The 18,049-nt window shown below is 40.2% G+C and carries 16 protein-coding genes; 5 read left to right on the forward strand and 11 right to left on the reverse strand.

Annotated elements, in window-relative coordinates; genetic code table 11:
* Positions 1–3: 3 nt before the first annotated feature.
* The 5 genes from leuS to CBE70_RS11240 all read right to left on the reverse strand — a co-directional run bounded on the left by leuS (position 4) and on the right by CBE70_RS11240 (position 6,063).
* Positions 4–2,586 carry a leucine--tRNA ligase gene (gene leuS / locus CBE70_RS11220; protein ID WP_100159419.1) on the reverse strand — a complete coding sequence of 861 codons (2,583 nt, stop codon included), beginning with the start codon at positions 2,584–2,586 and terminating at the stop codon, positions 4–6.
* 326 nt (positions 2,587–2,912) lie between these two features.
* Entirely contained in the window at positions 2,913–3,638 is a 726-nt protein-coding gene (locus tag CBE70_RS11225; protein ID WP_099075883.1) for an amino acid ABC transporter ATP-binding protein, read from the reverse strand.
* On the reverse strand, positions 3,639–4,313 hold the full coding sequence (gene gltK / locus CBE70_RS11230; protein ID WP_006537724.1) for a glutamate/aspartate ABC transporter permease GltK: 675 nt from the start codon (positions 4,311–4,313) through the stop codon (positions 3,639–3,641).
* A complete protein-coding gene (locus CBE70_RS11235; RefSeq protein ID WP_100159420.1) occupies positions 4,313–5,053 on the reverse strand; it encodes an amino acid ABC transporter permease in 741 nt (246 codons plus the stop codon). The genes gltK and CBE70_RS11235 overlap by 1 nt, the downstream gene beginning before the upstream one ends.
* A 116-nt stretch (positions 5,054–5,169) precedes the next feature.
* A complete protein-coding gene (locus CBE70_RS11240) occupies positions 5,170–6,063 on the reverse strand; it encodes an amino acid ABC transporter substrate-binding protein (protein ID WP_100159421.1) in 894 nt (297 codons plus the stop codon).
* Between the two features lie 365 nt (positions 6,064–6,428).
* Between CBE70_RS11240 and CBE70_RS11245 the strand changes: the two genes are divergently transcribed.
* From CBE70_RS11245 to CBE70_RS11260, 4 genes are all read left to right on the forward strand, one after another.
* Positions 6,429–6,818 (forward strand): metal resistance protein, encoded by a 390-nt coding sequence (locus CBE70_RS11245; RefSeq protein ID WP_100159422.1) that lies wholly within the window; start codon positions 6,429–6,431, stop codon positions 6,816–6,818.
* An 84-nt stretch (positions 6,819–6,902) separates the two neighbouring features.
* Entirely contained in the window at positions 6,903–8,942 is a 2,040-nt protein-coding gene (locus tag CBE70_RS11250) for a protein-disulfide reductase DsbD family protein (RefSeq protein WP_100159423.1), read from the forward strand.
* The gene (locus tag CBE70_RS11255; protein WP_100159424.1) at positions 8,942–9,673 is read left to right on the forward strand and encodes a DsbA family protein; all 732 of its coding nucleotides are present in this window, start codon (positions 8,942–8,944) and stop codon (positions 9,671–9,673) included. Before CBE70_RS11250 ends, CBE70_RS11255 begins: the two co-directional genes overlap by 1 nt.
* A complete protein-coding gene (locus CBE70_RS11260; RefSeq protein ID WP_100159425.1) occupies positions 9,673–10,176 on the forward strand; it encodes a protein disulfide oxidoreductase in 504 nt (167 codons plus the stop codon). The genes CBE70_RS11255 and CBE70_RS11260 overlap by 1 nt, the downstream gene beginning before the upstream one ends.
* Before the next feature lie 86 nt (positions 10,177–10,262).
* Here the strand turns inward: CBE70_RS11260 and lnt are convergent, their stop codons facing one another.
* The 5 genes from lnt to miaB all read right to left on the reverse strand — a co-directional run bounded on the left by lnt (position 10,263) and on the right by miaB (position 15,730).
* Positions 10,263–11,789 (reverse strand): apolipoprotein N-acyltransferase, encoded by a 1,527-nt coding sequence (gene lnt, locus CBE70_RS11265; protein WP_100159426.1) that lies wholly within the window; start codon positions 11,787–11,789, stop codon positions 10,263–10,265.
* Between the two features lie 7 nt (positions 11,790–11,796).
* The gene (gene corC / locus CBE70_RS11270) at positions 11,797–12,678 is read right to left on the reverse strand and encodes a CNNM family magnesium/cobalt transport protein CorC (protein WP_023581153.1); all 882 of its coding nucleotides are present in this window, start codon (positions 12,676–12,678) and stop codon (positions 11,797–11,799) included.
* Between the two features lie 71 nt (positions 12,679–12,749).
* Positions 12,750–13,217, reverse strand: a complete 468-nt coding sequence (gene ybeY / locus CBE70_RS11275) for an rRNA maturation RNase YbeY (protein ID WP_100159427.1) — start codon at positions 13,215–13,217, stop codon at positions 12,750–12,752.
* Positions 13,210–14,271 (reverse strand): PhoH family protein, encoded by a 1,062-nt coding sequence (locus tag CBE70_RS11280; protein ID WP_088493440.1) that lies wholly within the window; start codon positions 14,269–14,271, stop codon positions 13,210–13,212. The genes ybeY and CBE70_RS11280 overlap by 8 nt, the downstream gene beginning before the upstream one ends.
* A 28-nt stretch (positions 14,272–14,299) precedes the next feature.
* The gene (gene miaB / locus CBE70_RS11285; RefSeq protein WP_100159428.1) at positions 14,300–15,730 is read right to left on the reverse strand and encodes a tRNA (N6-isopentenyl adenosine(37)-C2)-methylthiotransferase MiaB; all 1,431 of its coding nucleotides are present in this window, start codon (positions 15,728–15,730) and stop codon (positions 14,300–14,302) included.
* A 205-nt stretch (positions 15,731–15,935) separates the two neighbouring features.
* Between miaB and ubiF the strand changes: the two genes are divergently transcribed.
* The gene (gene ubiF, locus CBE70_RS11290; RefSeq protein ID WP_100159429.1) at positions 15,936–17,123 is read left to right on the forward strand and encodes a 3-demethoxyubiquinol 3-hydroxylase; all 1,188 of its coding nucleotides are present in this window, start codon (positions 15,936–15,938) and stop codon (positions 17,121–17,123) included.
* Between the two features lie 54 nt (positions 17,124–17,177).
* Here ubiF and fghA read toward each other — a convergent pair whose 3' ends face one another.
* A complete protein-coding gene (fghA, locus tag CBE70_RS11295) occupies positions 17,178–18,008 on the reverse strand; it encodes an S-formylglutathione hydrolase (RefSeq protein WP_100159430.1) in 831 nt (276 codons plus the stop codon).
* Positions 18,009–18,049 lie beyond the last annotated feature (41 nt).

Here is an 18,049-nt window from a genome sequence, read left to right on the forward strand (position 1 = left end):
TTATCAGCCAACAACGATGTTCAGTAATTTTCCTGGAACATAGATGACTTTACGAATAGTCACATCTTCCAAGTATTTAGCAACACTGTACTCTTTTGTCGCCATTTCCTGAACATATTCTTTTTCTGAATTAGCCGGAACAGTGACTCGACCACGCACTTTACCATTCACTTGAACGATGATCAGCTTGGTGTCATCGACCATTGCTTCTTCATCAGCGACAGGCCATGGTGCAACATCAACATCCTCTTTTCCACCTAATGCTTGCCACATAACAAAACATGCATGAGGGATGATTGGAGAAAGCATACGAACAATGGCTTCTAATGCTTCTTGCATTAATGCACGATCTTGTTCTGTTTCTTGTGTTGCACGAGTTAATTTATTCATTAACTCCATAATGGCAGCAATCGCGGTGTTAAAGGCTAAACGACGACCTACGTCATCAGATACTTTCGCAATCGTTTTATGTAAGTCACGACGTAAATCTTTTTGTTCTTCTGTCAATGCAGAAAGATCAAGAGGCTGTGTCGCTCCTTTTTGAGTGTGCTCGTGAACTAAACGCCATAAACGACGTAAGAAACGGTTTGCACCTTCAACGCTAGACTCCTGCCATTCCAGTGTTAATTCAGGTGGAGCAGCAAACATCATAAATAAACGAACGGTATCTGCACCATAACGTTCAACCATTGTCTGTGGGTCGATACCGTTATTTTTAGATTTAGACATTTTGCTCATGCCAGCATAAGTCAATTCATGACCTTCGCTGTCAGTCGCTTTTATAATGCGGTTTTTCTCATCACGTTCAACAATAGCTTCAGCAGGAGATACCCAATGGCGAGCACCATCTTCACCTGTGTGATAGAACGCATCCGCTAATACCATGCCTTGACACAGTAAGCGTTTTGCAGGTTCATCAGAGTTCACTAAACCAGCATCACGCATCAGTTTATGGAAGAAGCGGAAATACATTAAGTGCATGATGGCGTGTTCAATTCCACCAATATACCAGTCAACAGGTAACCAATAGTTAGCAGCTTTCGGATCTAACATGCCTTTATCGTAATCAGGGCAGGTATAACGAGCGTAATACCAAGAAGATTCCATAAAGGTGTCAAAAGTATCCGTTTCACGCAGTGCTGGTTGACCATTGATTGTGGTTTTTGCCCACTCAGGATCTGCTTTGATTGGGCTGGTGATCCCGTCCATTTTTACATCTTCTGGCAGGATAACTGGCAGTTGATCTTCAGGTACAGGAACAACAGTACCATCTTCTAAAGTCGCCATTGGTATTGGCGCACCCCAGTAACGTTGACGAGAAACACCCCAGTCACGTAAACGGTAGTTAACTTTACGCTCACCAACACCCATTTGTGCCAGTTTATCTGCAATTGCATTAAAGCCAGTTTGGTTGTCTAACCCTGAGAATTCACCAGAGTTAATCAGGTTATTTTTCTCGGTTAATGCGCCTTCAGATAAGTCAGGTTGATTACCTTCAGCATCTGCAATAACCGCTTTAATTGGTAAGTTGTATTTAGTTGCAAATTCCCAGTCACGCTCATCATGACCAGGAACTGCCATAACTGCACCTGTGCCGTATTCCATTAATACGAAGTTAGCAACCCAAATAGCGACTTTCTCTTTCGTTAATGGATGAATTGCATAAAGGCCTGTTGCAATTCCTTTTTTCTCCATTGTTGCCATATCAGCTTCTGCCATTTTCATGTTACGGCATTCATCAATGAAGTGTTGAATTTCAGGATTGTTTTGAGCAGCTTTCTGCGCTAATGGGTGACCTGCTGCAACAGCAACGTAAGTGACACCCATAAATGTATCAGGGCGTGTTGTATAAACGGTCATTGTGTCGTTGCTGTCTGCAACATCAAACGTAATCTCGACACCTTCAGAACGGCCAATCCAGTTACGTTGCATGGTCTTAACTTGTTCAGGCCACTCATCTAACGTATCTAAATCGTTTAACAGCTCTTCTGCATATTCGGTAATTTTGATAAACCACTGTGGAATTTCTTTACGCTCAACAGGGGTATCACAACGCCAGCAGCAACCATCGATAACTTGTTCGTTGGCTAAAACTGTTAAGTCGTGCGGGCACCAGTTAACAGCAGAGGTTTTTTTATAAACTAAGCCTTTTTCATATAACTTAGTAAAGAACCACTGTTCCCAGCGATAATATTCTGGTGTACAGGTAGTGACTTCACGATCCCAATCGTAACCAAAACCCAGTTTTTTCAACTGGTTTTTCATGTAATTGATGTTTTCGTAAGTCCACGGTGCTGGCGCCGTGTTATTTTTTACTGCGGCACCTTCTGCTGGTAAGCCAAATGCATCCCAACCGATAGGTTGTAAGACATTTTTACCTTGCATACGTTGATAACGGGAAATCACGTCACCAATGGTGTAGTTGCGGACGTGTCCCATGTGTAGTCGGCCAGAAGGATAAGGTAGCATTGACAGGCAGTAATATTTTTCTTTGTTATTATCTTCTGTCACTTTAAATGTATTGTTCTTTTCCCAGTGTTCCTGGATAGTTTGCTCTATATCTTCGGGACGATATTGTTCTTGCATGGCACCGATAATCCTATGGTGAATTAATGGCTACCGGAGGGTAACCGCTATTATGAAATTAAGACTTGCATAGCATAGCTGATTTTGTCTAATAGCCACAACTATTGATCTCAATGAAAGTCACTGTTTGCATAACTTTTTCAATACAATTGCGAGATATCTTGGAAAGAGTTAAAGAAAAAAGATAATAAATGCGTATTTTTTGAAAAAATAATAGTGATATTGCGAAAAAGAAAGATTTTTTGATATTTAGTTGCGAGGTTAATCGAAATTATTATTTTGGGCTGACGTGCTATAAAAGCACGCCAGCGGAGGGGATGTAGGAATTAGTGCAGAATTTTAGCGAGGAAATCTTTTGCCCGCGCTGATTTTGGATTATCAAAAAAGTCATTTTTAGGTCTATCTTCTACAATTCGACCTTCATCCATAAAAATAATACGATCAGCAACTTTTTTAGCAAAGCCCATTTCATGGGTTACTACCATCATCGTCATACCTTCATTTGCAAGCTCTACCATTACATCAAGTACTTCATTAATCATTTCAGGATCAAGGGCTGATGTAGGTTCATCAAATAACATTGCAATCGGATCCATACATAATGCGCGAGCGATGGCGACACGTTGTTGTTGACCACCTGAAAGCTGAGCTGGATATTTGTTAGCATGGCTTGCTAATCCCACTCGTTCTAATAGCTTTAACCCTTTCTCTTTTGCAGCACCTTTCTCTCTATTCAGCACTTTAACTTGTGCCAGTGTAAGATTTTCAATAATAGAGAGGTGAGGGAAGAGTTCAAAATGTTGGAATACCATACCTACTTTTGCTCGTAATTTAGCAAGATCAGTATGCTTGTCATTTACTTTGATTTCATTAACAAGGATCTCGCCTTGTTGTATAGGCTCTAAGCCATTTACTGTTTTGATCAGTGTTGATTTACCTGATCCAGAAGGCCCACAGACAACAACAACTTCCCCCTTTTTAACTTCAGTGGAACATTCAGTCAGTACTTGAAACTGACCATACCATTTGGATACGTCTTTTAGGGAAATCATCTAGGTAGTCCTTTTTTTAAGAAAGTTTACTAACATCGAAGCAGCGAAGCTAATGACAAAATAAACAAAGCCAGCAAAGAGGATCATTTCAACTTGTGTACCATCTCGTTCTCCAATATTTGCCGCTGTTCTGAAAAAGTCAGTAAGACTTAAAACATAAACTAAGGATGTATCTTGGAATAATACAATTCCTTGGGTCAGTAAAAGCGGGATCATGGCTCGAAAGGCTTGAGGTAGGATCACTAAACGCATTGTTTGTGATTTGGTCATACCTAACGCGAGTGAGGCTGAAAATTGTCCTTTGCTAACACTTTGAATACCTGCTCTTATAATTTCAGAGTAATAGGCCGCTTCAAATAAAGAGAACGCTATCATTGCTGAAATTAAACGGATATCACTTTTCGGTGAAAGTCCTAGAACATTTTGTAATATGTTAGGCACAATTAAATAAAACCACAGTAATACCATGACTAATGGAATAGAACGGAAGGTATTAACGTAAGCGGCTGCAAACCAGCTAATAGGCTTAAAGGTAGATAGGCGCATAACGGCAAGCACCGTTCCCCATAAAATACCGACCACAATAGCAGTGATAGTGATTTTTAGTGTAATCGCCATTCCATCGACTAAAAATGGTAGGCTTGGAACAACAGAACTCCAGTCAAATTCGTACATTATTGACCTCCTGTTGTGCCGGGTAAGCGAACGCGTTTTTCAAGCCAATGCATTATTAGCATAATGATGACATTGATAAATACATAGGCAAGTGTGATTGCTGTGAATGACTCATATGCTTTTGCTGAATAGTCGAGGAGTTTATTCGCTTGTGCTGCCATATCAATAAGTCCGATAGTAGAGGCAATCGCTGAGTTTTTCACGAGATTGAGCATTTCGGATGTCATTGGTGGAATAATGACTCGGTATGCATTAGGTAATAAAACATAACGATAAGTTTGGGGTAAAGTTAAGCCCAATGCTAAGCCTGCGGCTTTTTGACCACGGGGTAATGAGTTTATTGCTGCTCTAACTTGTTCACACATACGCGCTGCGGTAAATAAACCTAAGCAGAGTGCTGATGAGATAAAAAATTGCACATTTGGCGCTAAGTCCATTTTAAACCAGTCGCCAATAGATTGAGGCAATAGTTCAGGAATGACGAGATACCACGTAAAGAATTGAACAATAAGAGGTACGTTACGGAATAATTCAACATAAACAGTGCCTAAGCTTGAAAGCCAGCGATTAGGTACTGTGCGTAAAATTCCGAATAAAGAACCAACAAGAAAGGCAATAACCCAAGCGCATAGAGATAAGGCAATGGTGACTTGAAAGCCAGAAATCAGCCATCCTAAGTATGTGGTGTTTCCGAAAGGGGCTTCTTGGAAGAATATCCCCCAATCCCAATCAATCGACATGATTTCACCTCCGGTGAAAAAAGAGGGGCAGGGAACGGCTGCCCCAAACTTCACTGATCTGTCTGTCCAACAGATACTTTATAATTATTTATTTTGCATCAATTACTTATGTTTTTTTAATTCAATGCCTTATCATTTGGTGATGCAAATAATGCTTTCATTTCATCAGAGATGGTGAATTCTAAGTTAAGATTTTTAGGTGGGATCGGTGCATTAAACCAACGACTGAAAGATTTTTCTGCTTCACCCGATTTTTGTGCTTTAGCAATAGTTTCATCAATTAACGTTTTGAATTGAGCGTCATCTTTACGCAACATACAACCATAAGCTTCTTCAGATTGTGGCGTTCCTACAATTTCCCACTCGCCTGGTTTTTTCGCTTTAGCTCGCTCACCAGCCAGTAATGCGTCATCCATCATAAAGGCAACAGCACGGCCTGATTCAAGTGTACGGAATGAGTCTCCATGATCTTTTGCGCTGATAATGCGCATATTCATCTTTTTCTCATCATTTAATTTGTTGAGTAACATTTCAGACGTTGTGCCTGATGTTACGACAACGTTTTTACCTGACAAGTCAGCAAAATCTTTAATTCCACTGTCTTTTTTCGCCAGTAAACGTGTACCTACGATGAAAATAGTATTAGAGAAGCTAGCTTGTTGCTGGCGAGCTTCGTTGTTGGTTGTTGAGCCACACTCAAAATCAAATGTGCCATTTTGTAATAATGGAATGCGATTCTGAGAAGTAATAGGGATGAGGCGAACTTGTAAGTTTGGTTTGCCTATTTTGTCTTTTACAGCTTGCACAATTAGGTTGGAATAGTCTTGAGAATAGCCAACCACTTTTTGTTGGTTATCATAGTAAGAGAAAGGAACAGAGGACTCTCTGTGTCCAACAATAATAATATCGTTGTCATTGATTTTCTTTAAGGTTCCAGTGAGTTCTTCTGCCTGCACAGCTCCTGCAGCCCCTAAAATCATTAATGATAATGCTAGTTTACGCATGCGCATAATAACTCCTGTCGTGGTGATAAGTGATATTGATGTTTTGCTTTGTGTTGCTTTTTTGTTTTAATTTGTTTTGATAATGTTAATAGATAGAACAAATAACATACTGTTGGGAAGTGCAATTTGTGAAATACGAGAGGTATCTCTCAATAAAAGAATGAAATCAAATATAGTTGATTATTTTTTTGGAAGTTGTTTTCAATATTTAAAATTATTGTAGTAGAAACCCTATAGAAATAAAGGTTAAAGATGAAAATTTGAGATAATGCGAAAAATAAACTAAGTAGGGATTTGTAAAGTTTGTCTTAAGGAGTTGTTTGTCTGTGGATTACCGTTAAGATAGCGGGTCATATTGATGAGGAACATCTATGAGTAATTGGCGGTCAGGTCGCTGGCTAGTGGTGATAACAGTTTTGCTGATCTTGTGTTGCATTGTTCAGCGTTCATTAGGTGCCCACATCATTAGTGAGCGCTTAGCAACGGCTGTTGCTCAAACACAATACCCACTATCAACGCCGATTGTTGATGAGAATAGCGCAACAGAGCACACTTATTCACTGTCTACCTGTGAATTAAGCGCTAAATCATTATTATCTGTTCCTCCATTAACAATAGAGCCATTTTTCCATTCATGGGCTGTATTGCTATTGTTAAGTATGGCTGCCATCTATGTGTCGCGTCAGCGTAATCAGAAAAAACACCATCATCCACCTCCACCAATCAGACTTCACCTTCATTATTGTATTTTGAGGGATTAGAAATTTCCTTTTAGCTAAAAGATTGCGCGTCTATTTTGGACGTGGCTCTATGTGTAGCGTTGTAGGAATTTTTAGGGAGTTGTTATGTTTCGTTCTTTTGTTATGGCGTTGATATTAACGCTATTTACTTTATCTACTTCTCAAGCAGCAGATACAGGCTGGTTAACTACGCCTGATAATTCTCATGCACAAGTTAGGGCGACAGCACAAAAGTCTCCAGCAGGTGACGTGAAAGTTTTACTTGAGGTACAGCTTGAGTCTGGATGGAAAACGTATTGGCGTTCTCCAGGAGAAGGCGGTGTTGCCCCTGAAATTAATTGGTCTCAAGATGTAAGCGCAATGATTTGGCATTGGCCTTCGCCTTCAGCTTTTGATGTAGCAGGTATTCACACTCAAGGCTATGATAAAAAAGTTATTTTTCCTATTGAGTTATCTACTGTTCACGCTGATCGTTTAACAGGGGTTTTAACGTTATCAACATGCAGTAATGTCTGTATTCTGACTGACTATACTTTAGATTTAGATCTTACCGAACCTGTGCCTGCTGATTTTGAATGGCAATATAATCAGGCAATGGCCAAAATTCCTGTTGGAACAGGATTAATATCATCAGTTTCTTCGGGTTATGACAATAGCCAACTCACTATCTCTTTACAAAGAGAGCAAGGTACTTGGGTTAAACCTAATATTTATCTCGATCCCCCTGAAGGTATGCTCTACGGTATTCCAAAATTAAATCATCAAGATAAAAACCTATTTGTCACGGTTGATGTGACAGATGATTGGGGCGATGCTGCCGGTGATATCTCAGGTAAGGTGCTTTCTTTTGTTATTACTGACCAAGATTTTTCTCGTCAAGTTAATGACACTATAGGGCATGGAAAAGAGGAGACTACTCCACCTTCTAATTCAGGTATTGGGCTTTGGGGTATTCTTGCTTTTGCACTATTGGGTGGCTTAATTCTGAATTTGATGCCCTGCGTATTACCCGTACTTGCGATGAAAATGGGGTCAATTTTGCATCTCGAAAATCGTGATAAAGGGGTAATTCGCAAACAATTTTCTGTTTCTGTTTTAGGTATTTTAGTCTCATTTTGGGCGCTAGCTCTGTTTATGACAGGCTTACGTTATAGCCAAGAAGCTTTAGGTTGGGGAATTCAATTCCAAAGTCCTTGGTTTATTGGCTTTATGGTATTAGTCACCGCTATTTTTACTGCAAATCTATTTGGATTATTTGAACTGCGTTTAAGTAGCAATATGAATACCAAAATGGCAACAGCAGGCGGACAAGGATATAGCCGACACTTTTGGGAAGGTGCATTTGCAACTTTACTCGCGACACCTTGTTCAGCGCCATTTTTGGGAACCGCAGTTGCTTATGCACTTATTGCACCTCTAAATGAGCTATGGCTTATTTTTACCGCTCTCGGGATTGGAATGAGTTTGCCTTGGATCTTAGTGGCAATATTCCCATCTATCGCCAAAGCGTTACCAAAACCAGGTAAATGGATGAATCGTCTAAGAGTGGTTTTAGGCTTTATGATGTTGTTGTCCAGTATTTGGCTAATTACATTACTTATTCCACACCTAGGAATGCCAATCGTTATGGCTATTTTTATTGCCATTACTTTGCTTTTATTGTTAGCGATTGCACGGCATTATGGCAAAAAAACGGTCTTTATTTCGGCTGTTATTGCGCTATTTTTAGGAGGAAGTACCTATCTATTTGTGGAGCAACCAGCAAGCCAAACACTTGCAGGTCAAGATACAATAAATTGGCAACCTTTATCAGAAGAAGCGATACACCAAGCATTAGCCGACAATAAACGCGTATTTATTGATGTAACCGCAGATTGGTGTGTAACCTGCAAAGCAAACAAATACAATGTATTATTGCGAGATGAGATCCAAGAGGCACTTTCAGCGCCAGATGTTGTCGCATTAAGAGGGGATTGGACGAAACCCTCTGAGAAGATCACTCAGTTTTTAAAACAACGTGGTCAAGTCGCAGTACCTTTTAACCAAGTTTATGGGCCTTGCCATAAAGATGGCGTGGTTTTACCCCCTATTTTAAATAAAGATTCAACATTGACAGTTCTTTCTGAGGCTAAAGGAGCCCAATAATGAAAAAAACATTTTCTGCACTGGTTATCTCTTCGTTACTTTTTGGTGCAAATGTGCAAGCTGCGGCGTTAAGTGCTGATCAGGAAAAAGAAGTTCGCGCGTTGGTTCGTGATACGTTAATCAAAAATCCAGAAATTTTGGAAGAAGCTATCACGGCATTACAAGCGCAAAAAGCAGATGAGCAACAAGCTCAATTCCGTACAGCATTAAATGCAGAACATGATGCATTATATAATGATGCTGCAAGCCCTCGTATTGGTGCAAAAGACGCTAAGTTAGTGTTGGTTTCTTTTACTGATTATAACTGCCCTTATTGCAAACGCTTCGACCCATTATTAGAACAAATCACAAAAGATTATCCTGAAGTTGCTGTGGTAATTAAACCACTGCCATTTAAAGGTGAAAGTTCGGCAAAAGCCTCTCAAGCTGTGCTTTCAGTTTGGAAAGAAGATCCAAAAGCATTCTTAGCATTACACCAACGTTTAATGCAGAAGAAAACAATGCTAGATAACGCAAGTATTGATGATGCAATGAAAACAACCAATACAAGTAAAGTGAAATTAACAGATGAAAGCTTAAAGGCGTTACAAAATAACTTAGATCTTTCTCGTAAGTTAGGCATTCAAGGTACACCAGCAACGGTTGTTGGCGATATGGTTATCCCTGGTGCTGTTGATTACGCTCAACTAGAAGTGATTGTGAAAGAGCAACTGGCTAAAGTGAAAAAATAATGCGTAGTCGCTTACGAAAGTGGAGTAAAGAACTGCTTGTTCTGGTTGTCATTTTCGTTATAGCTTCTTTTGCTATGGATTGGTGGCGACAACCTACGCCACCGTCTTTAACAAATTTACCGGAGCTTTATACTGTTGATAATAAAGTTGTTTCTTTAGCTGAATTAAGTGCTGAAAAGCCCTTATTAATCTATTTTTGGGCAACTTGGTGTGGCGTTTGTAAGCTAACAACACCCGCAGTAAATTCGTTAGCGCAAGATGGTTATAACGTGACATCTGTTGCGATCCGTTCTGGTGATAATGCAAAGTTAGAGCGCGGTATTCAGTCTAAAGGGCTGCTCTTTCCTGTAATAAATGATAGTCGAGGCGATATTTCTCAGCAGTGGGAAATTAGTGCAACACCTTCATTTGTTATTGTTTATAAAGGGGAAATGGTGGGCTTTACGAGCGGTTGGTCATCTTCGTGGGGATTAAAACTACGTTTATGGTGGGCGGGTTTTTGAACGGCACACAAGCAATCATTTTAAGCTTTAATCGTTTAAAAATAACGGAATTCATTACTCTATGAATTCCGTTATTTTATTTTGCTTTACTCAGCTCGGCGTTTAATAAAAGCGATGATAAAAAATAATCCAACCATTATCCACAATGGTGTATTACCCCACTTGTAATAAGGGGTTAACCCAGTTGTTGGTGTCATTTTTTCTGCTAAAGCACCTTCTTCAAACTGAGGAAGTTGAGAAATTACATCACCATTGGCTGCAATAAATGCGGTAATACCGTTATTCGTCGAACGTAATAATGGTCTTCCCAACTCAAGAGAACGCATTCTCGCCATTTGGAAATGTTGCCAAGGGCCAATTGAATTACCAAACCACGCATCATTAGAAATCGTTAATAAGAACCGTGTATCAGGTTTAAAATTAGCACGGACTTGTTCACCTAAAATAATTTCGTAGCAAATAGCTGCGGTTATTTTGGCATCATTGACAGTAAGCTGAGGTTGTACATATTCACCTTGGCTTAATGATGACATCGGTAAATTAAAGAAAGGTGCAAGTGGGCGTAATAGTGATTCTAATGGTACATATTCACCAAAAGGAACAAGGTGATGTTTGTTATAGCGATCTGTTGCTGGGTATTGATAAGCATAGTGTTCACCTAATGTGATGACACTATTATAGAAACGATAACCTTCTAATGTTGGTCGAGCATCAATAATACCTGTCATTAAATGGGTATCTTGTTCTCTTAATTGCTTATCTAATTCTGCTAAAAAGCTTTGTTGTTGAATTTCAACATCAGGGATCGCAGATTCAGGCCAAATAATGAGATTTGCATTACCAATAAAAGGACGGCTTAAGGTGAGATAGGTTTTTAATGTGCTCTCTAATGTGCCCGGTTCCCATTTTAAAGATTGTGCAATATTACCTTGGACTAATGCAATTTCTTGCGTTTCATCAGGCAAAGGTTGATACCACTGATAGGATTTGAAGCTGATAGGTAATATTAATAAAAGCAGTGCAACCACAAAGCTGTAAATTGATTTACGATAGATTGTAAATGCAATTAATCCACTAATAACGGTTAAGAGCAGCGTTATCATAGTGACACCAAAAATAGGTGCGATACCTTTTAATGGGCCGTCAATCTGGCTATAACCAAACTGCAACCACGGAAAGCCTGATAATACCCAACCCCGTAAAAATTCAGTGATTTGCCATAGTGCTGGGGCGGCAAATACAAACCGCCAGAGTGTTGGTTTTGGAAAAAATTTATTCAGTGATCCTGCAAATAACAGTGTGTAGAGTGATAAATAGAGTGCTAATAAAATCACTAAAAAGATATTTATCGCAAACGGCATACCACCAAAATCAGCGATACTGACGTAAACCCAATTTACACCGCTACCAAATAACCCAAATCCCCAAGCAAAACCAAGGAATGCACCTTGACGAGTTGTGCGGTGAGTGATTATCAGTAATAAGCCAAGTAGTGAAATTAACGCTGCTGGCCAAAAATCAAATGGCGAAAATGCTAATGTGCCAATGGCACCGAAAAAAACCGCCAGAAGGGCGCGAACCCACTGGCGGTTTAAGAAAGAGATCTTATTCATTGATATCCTATGCATCATTACCTAGTTCAGGAATTGGCGCATCATCGGGGATGTGCACGTAAACCTGAATGATCTTACGGCTATCTGCCATAACAACTTTAAATTGGTAATTATCAATGGTAATAGTTTCACCACGAGCAGGAAGGTGACCAAAGGCTTGCATGACTAAACCGCCAATCGTATCAACTTCTTCATCGCTGAAATGTGTACCGAACGCTTCATTGAAATCTTCTATCTGGGTTAAAGCTCGAACTGAGTAAGCGTGACGACTTAACGGACGAATATCAATATCATCCTCATCATCATACTCATCTTCAATTTCGCCTACGATAAGTTCAAGAATATCCTCAATTGTGACGAGCCCAGATACGCCTCCGAATTCATCGATCACAATCGCCATATGATAGCGTTGAGAGCGGAACTCTTTTAATAGGCGATCAACCCGTTTGCTTTCAGGCACAACAACAGCAGAGCGTAAGACTTTATCCATACTAAATGGCTCTGCGTCAGTACGCATAAATGGCAGTAGATCTTTTGCCATTAATAAGCCTTCAATATGATCTTTGTCCTCGCTAATGACTGGGAAACGGGAATGTGCTGAATCAATAATCACATCTAAACACTCATCAAGGGTTTGATTGCGTTTTAGTGTGACAATTTGCGAACGAGGGATCATTATGTCCCGAACGCGTTGTTCAGCAATATCCATTACCCCTTCAAGCATGTCGCGGGTGTCAGGATCAATTAATTCTTTCTGTTCAGAATCGCGGATAAGCTCCATCAGATCATCACGGTTTTTAGGTTCACCGTGGAACCACTGATTAAGCAGTGTGAGAAACCCTTTCTTAGGACCAGGGTTATCGTTACTCGAAGATTGGTCGTCGCTCATGGCGTTTTAACTATTTTTCCTCATTGAATGGTTAATTAGATATAGTATTTATCATAAAAATAAGAGAACTGTTACTCTTTTTCAATTAAATAGGGATCTGCATAACCTAAATTTTGTAAGATTTCTGTCTCTAAACCTTCCATTTCTTCGGCTTCATCATCTTCAATATGATCATAGCCTAAAAGATGCAGACATCCATGAATAACTATGTGTGCCCAATGTTCTTCGACAGTCTTACTCTGCTCAACCGCCTCTTTTTCTACCACTTGGCGGCAAATAATCAAATCACCTAATAACGGCAATTCAATTTCAGGCGGTGCCTCAAAGGGAAAAGAAAGCACGTTAGTCGGTTTGTCTTTTCCACGATAAGTAAGATTCAGTTCGTGACTTTCTGTTTCATCGACAATACGAATAGTCACTTCACTGACAGGTTGAAATTGCGGTAATACCGCTTCTAACCATGTCATAAATTGGGCTTCAGTAGGAAGCCCTTGCGCATTTTCACTTGCTACTTGTAAATCAAGGATAACTTCACTCATGATTTTCTCTCTGAAGCTTCTCTTTTTCTGCTTTGATAGCTTGGCGGCGTTTTTGATCTTCCGTTTCCCAAGCTTCATAGGCGATAACAATTTTGGCAACCACTGGATGACGAACAACGTCTTCACTGTGGAAAAAGTTAAAACTTAAGTCATTAACATCAGATAAAACTTCAATGGCGTGACGTAAGCCTGATTTATTGCCTCTTGGCAGGTCAATTTGGGTAATATCCCCAGTAACAACTGCTTTAGAGTTAAAGCCAATACGTGTTAAGAACATTTTCATTTGTTCGATTGTGGTGTTTTGGCTTTCATCAAGAATGATAAAGGCGTCATTTAATGTGCGTCCACGCATATAGGCGAGAGGTGCGACTTCAATGACATTGCGCTCTATTAGTTTCTCAACTTTTTCAAAACCTAACATCTCAAATAACGCATCATAAAGTGGTCGTAAATAAGGATCGACTTTTTGACTTAAATCGCCCGGTAAAAAGCCCAGTTTTTCACCAGCTTCAACCGCAGGACGAGTTAATAAAATACGACGCACTTCTTGACGTTCAAGAGCATCAACAGCGGCAGCAACAGCCAGATAAGTTTTCCCTGTACCAGCAGGCCCAATACCAAAGGTAATATCATGAGTCTGGATATTGGCAATATATTGTGCCTGATTCGGTGTACGAGGTTTTATCACACCTCGCTTAGTTCGAATATTGGTTGATTTCCCAAATTCAGGAACATGCTCATCACTTTGCTCAAGCACACGGCTTTCTTTGATTGCAAGGTGAATTTGTTCAGGGTCGATATCGGGGATCACGCCTTTAATTGGCGAGGTTTCCACATACAGGCGACGTAAAATTCCTGTGGCTGCATTGACACACAATGATTTTCCCGTGAGTTTAAAACGGTTATCACGATGGTTAATCTCGATACCTAAACGGCGCTCAAGTTGCTTAATATTATCGTCAAATGGACCACATAGGCTCATTAAACGGGCATTGTCAGCTGGCTCTAAGAAGATTTCTTGGGTCGCTACCTGTGCATGTGCTATTACTGTCACTGATTATCCTTTTGTTCAATCTGATCAATTAAGGTTGGTAAACACCTACCCCTAATTCATCTTCTTTACGTGTACGTGCAATGACGGATTCTGGAGATTCGTGAATACGTAAATCCATTTGGTCTTCTGTTCTAATAACTTTACCACGTAGTGAGTTGGCATAAACGTCAACAATCTCGACATCAACGAACTTATCAATCATATCTGGTGTACCTTCAAAGTTAACCACACGGTTATTTTCAGTACGACCAGAAAGCTCCATCACATTTTTACGTGAAGGCCCTTCAACTAGAATACGCTGTACAGTGTTTAACATTGCACGGCTAAAGTTCATCGCTTGTTGATTGATACGCTGTTGTAGCAGATATAAACGTTGTTTCTTCTCATCTTCACTGACGTCATCAGGTAAATCAGCAGCGGGTGTGCCCGGACGTGCTGAATAGATGAAACTAAAGCTCATATCGAAATTAACATCTGCAATTAATTGCATGGTTTTTTCAAAGTCGTCTTGGGTTTCACCCGGGAAACCAATGATAAAGTCTGAACTTATCAGAATACCAGGACGTGCTTTGCGTAGTTTGCGAATGATGCTCTTATATTCAAGCGCAGTATGGTTACGCTTCATTAATGTTAGAATGCGGTCAGAACCACTTTGCACTGGCAAGTGTAAATAGCTGACTAATTCTGGAGTATCTTCATAAACCGCAACAATATCGTCAGTAAATTCGATAGGGTGGCTGGTAGTAAAGCGAACGCGGTCAATGCCATCAATTGCGGCGACTAAGCGAATTAATTCAGCAAAGCTACAGATTTGACCATCAAAAGTGGCACCTCGATAGGCGTTAACGTTTTGACCTAACAAGTTTACTTCGCGCACACCCTGTGCCGCTAATTGAGCAATTTCAAATAGCACATCATCACAAGGGCGGCTAACTTCTTCACCGCGTGTGTAAGGAACTACGCAGAAAGAGCAGTATTTGTTACAGCCTTCCATGATGGAAACGAAAGCAGAAGGGCCTTCAGCTCGCGGCTCTGGCAAACGGTCAAATTTTTCGATTTCAGGAAAGCTGATATCGACAACTGGGCTTTTAGTCCCTTTAACCTGATTAATCATTTCAGGTAAACGGTGTAAAGTTTGTGGTCCGAAGATAATATCGACACACTGCGCACGTTGACGGATGTATTCACCTTCTTGAGAAGCAACACAACCGCCAACGCCAATGATAATATCGGGTTTATTATCTTTAAAATATTTCCAACGTCCTAACTGATGAAAGACTTTTTCTTGTGCTTTCTCACGGATAGAACAGGTATTTAGCAGTAGAATGTCCGCATCTTCGGCGACATCGGTTAACTGATAACCGTGGGTGCTTTCGAGTAGGTCTGCCATTTTGGATGAATCGTACTCATTCATCTGACAGCCCCAAGTTTTAATGTACAGTTTTTTTATCGTCGACATTGTGTAAATCCGGTATTTTCAGTGAGACAATAGCTAATCATTGGAAAACGTTGCGTGTAATAAGCCAATAAGGCGGTTATTGTAGTCATTTGTGTGGTCAGTGACTAGAGCAAGTCGGCGCTAATTCTCTATGGCGTTTAGTTTAATAGAAATAAACTGAAACAGCGCTTACCTATTATTTAAAGTAATGAGTTATGGCATAACAATGATGAGTAATGTAAAAAACGATTTTGATGCAATCATCGCGGGTGGAGGGATGATTGGCGCTGCTGTTGCAATTGGGCTGGCGCAAGAAGGATTGCGTGTTGCAATGATTGAACGACAGTCTCCAGCACCTTTTGATGCGTCATCTCATCCTGATATCCGTATTTCTGCGATTAGTTGTGCGTCCGTTAGTCTATTAAAACAATTAGGTGCATGGCAACATGTTTTAGCGATGCGTTTTGCGCCTTATCTTACCTTAGAAACATGGGAAGAAGAAAATGCCCATGTGGTTTTTGATGCTAAAAGCTTAGGTTTACCTGAATTAGGCTATATGGTTGAAAACCGAATTTTGCAATTAGCCCTTTGGCAAGAGGCTGAACGTTATAGCAATATCACTTTATTATGTCCAAATAGTCTAAGTAAAATGACTTACTTAGATGATAAATGGAAAGTAACACTTTCTGATGGTAGTGAGGTGACCACTAATTTAGTCGTCGGTGCGGATGGCGCGAATTCTCAAGTCCGCCAATTTGCGGGTATTGGTAGCAATGGTTGGCAATATCGTCAATCTTGTATGCTGATCACCGTGAAAACAGAGTTGCCACCTGAAAAAGGGACATGGCAACGTTTTTACCCTTCAGGGCCTCGTGCTTATTTACCGCTTTTTGATAATTGGGCTTGTTTGGTTTGGTATGACTCACCTGACCGAATTAGAAAACTGCAAAGTATGTCGATGACGCAGTTAGAAAAAGAAATTCAACATGCTTTTCCTGAGCGATTAGGTAAAGCAACACCTATTGCAGCAGGTTCATTCCCATTAACGCGTCAGCATGCAAGTCGTTATGTTGATAAAGGCATTATTCTGTTGGGAGATGCGGCTCATACCATCAATCCTTTAGCGGGACAGGGCGTTAATTTAGGTTACCGTGATGTAGATTGTTTTTTAGACTTAGTGGCTGATGCCAAAAAACATTTTGAGCCTTGGGATTCAATGGCGTTATTGAAGAAATATCAGCGCCGTCGTATGCCTGATAATTTGGTTATGCAAGCAGGCATGGACGTATTTTATCATGCCTTTAGCCACCAATTGCCGGGTTTAAAAGTCGTTAGAAATATCGGTCTTTTAGCAGCTCAACATGCAGGAAAAGCGAAAGAAGCTGCATTACGTTATGCATTAGGTATTAAGTAATTAGAAATGCGATGATCTGAGTTGAAGATCAGCAATAAGATCATCGCATTGTTGTTATGCTTTTAAATGCTTGGCATGAAAAGCAATATGCTCACCAATAAAACTCGCCACAAAATAGTAACTGTGATCGTAGCCTTGATGTAAACCCAAACTATAAGTGAACTGCTTTTCATCACAGACGTTAGCAAATAGCTCAGGTTTTAATTGTTCTTGATAGAAGGGATCATCAAGACCGACATCAACACGCATCGGTAGCGGATTTTTCACTTCATTTAATAATGCAATGGTATCGTATTGTTTCCATAGTGCTGTATCTTCCCCTAAATATGCATTGAAGGCTTTTTTGCCCCAGGGGACTTGTGATGGTGCAACTATCGGTGAAAATGCCGACATACTGCGATAGCGCTCTGAATTTCGCAATCCAATCATTAATGCACCATGACCTCCCATCGAATGCCCACTGATGGCACGTTGATGAGTCACAGGAAAATGCGCTTCTATCAGTGTAGGAAGTTCATCAACAATGTAGTCATACATATTGTAATGAGTATTCCACGGCGATTGTGTCGCATTAAGGTAAAAGCCTGCACCTTGCCCTAAGTCATAAGCACCATCATCGGCCACATTTTCACCGCGAGGGCTGGTATCAGGTACAACTAAAATAATGCCATGTTGTGCCGCAAATTGTTGAGCACCTGATTTAGTAATAAAATTTTGTTCATTGCAGGTTAAGCCTGATAACCAATATAAAACAGGGTATTTTTGCTCTTCTTCCATTGAAGGAAGATAGATGGCAAATTTCATCTCACAATTTAATGTCTTTGATGTATGTTGATAGATTTCTTGCCAACCGCCAAAGCAGGCGTGACGTTCAATCCTTTCCATTTTGACTCCTTTAAAAACAAAGACAAACCTATGAAACATAG

Source organism: Proteus columbae, from assembly GCF_002777965.1.
GTDB lineage: Bacteria > Pseudomonadota > Gammaproteobacteria > Enterobacterales > Enterobacteriaceae > Proteus > Proteus columbae.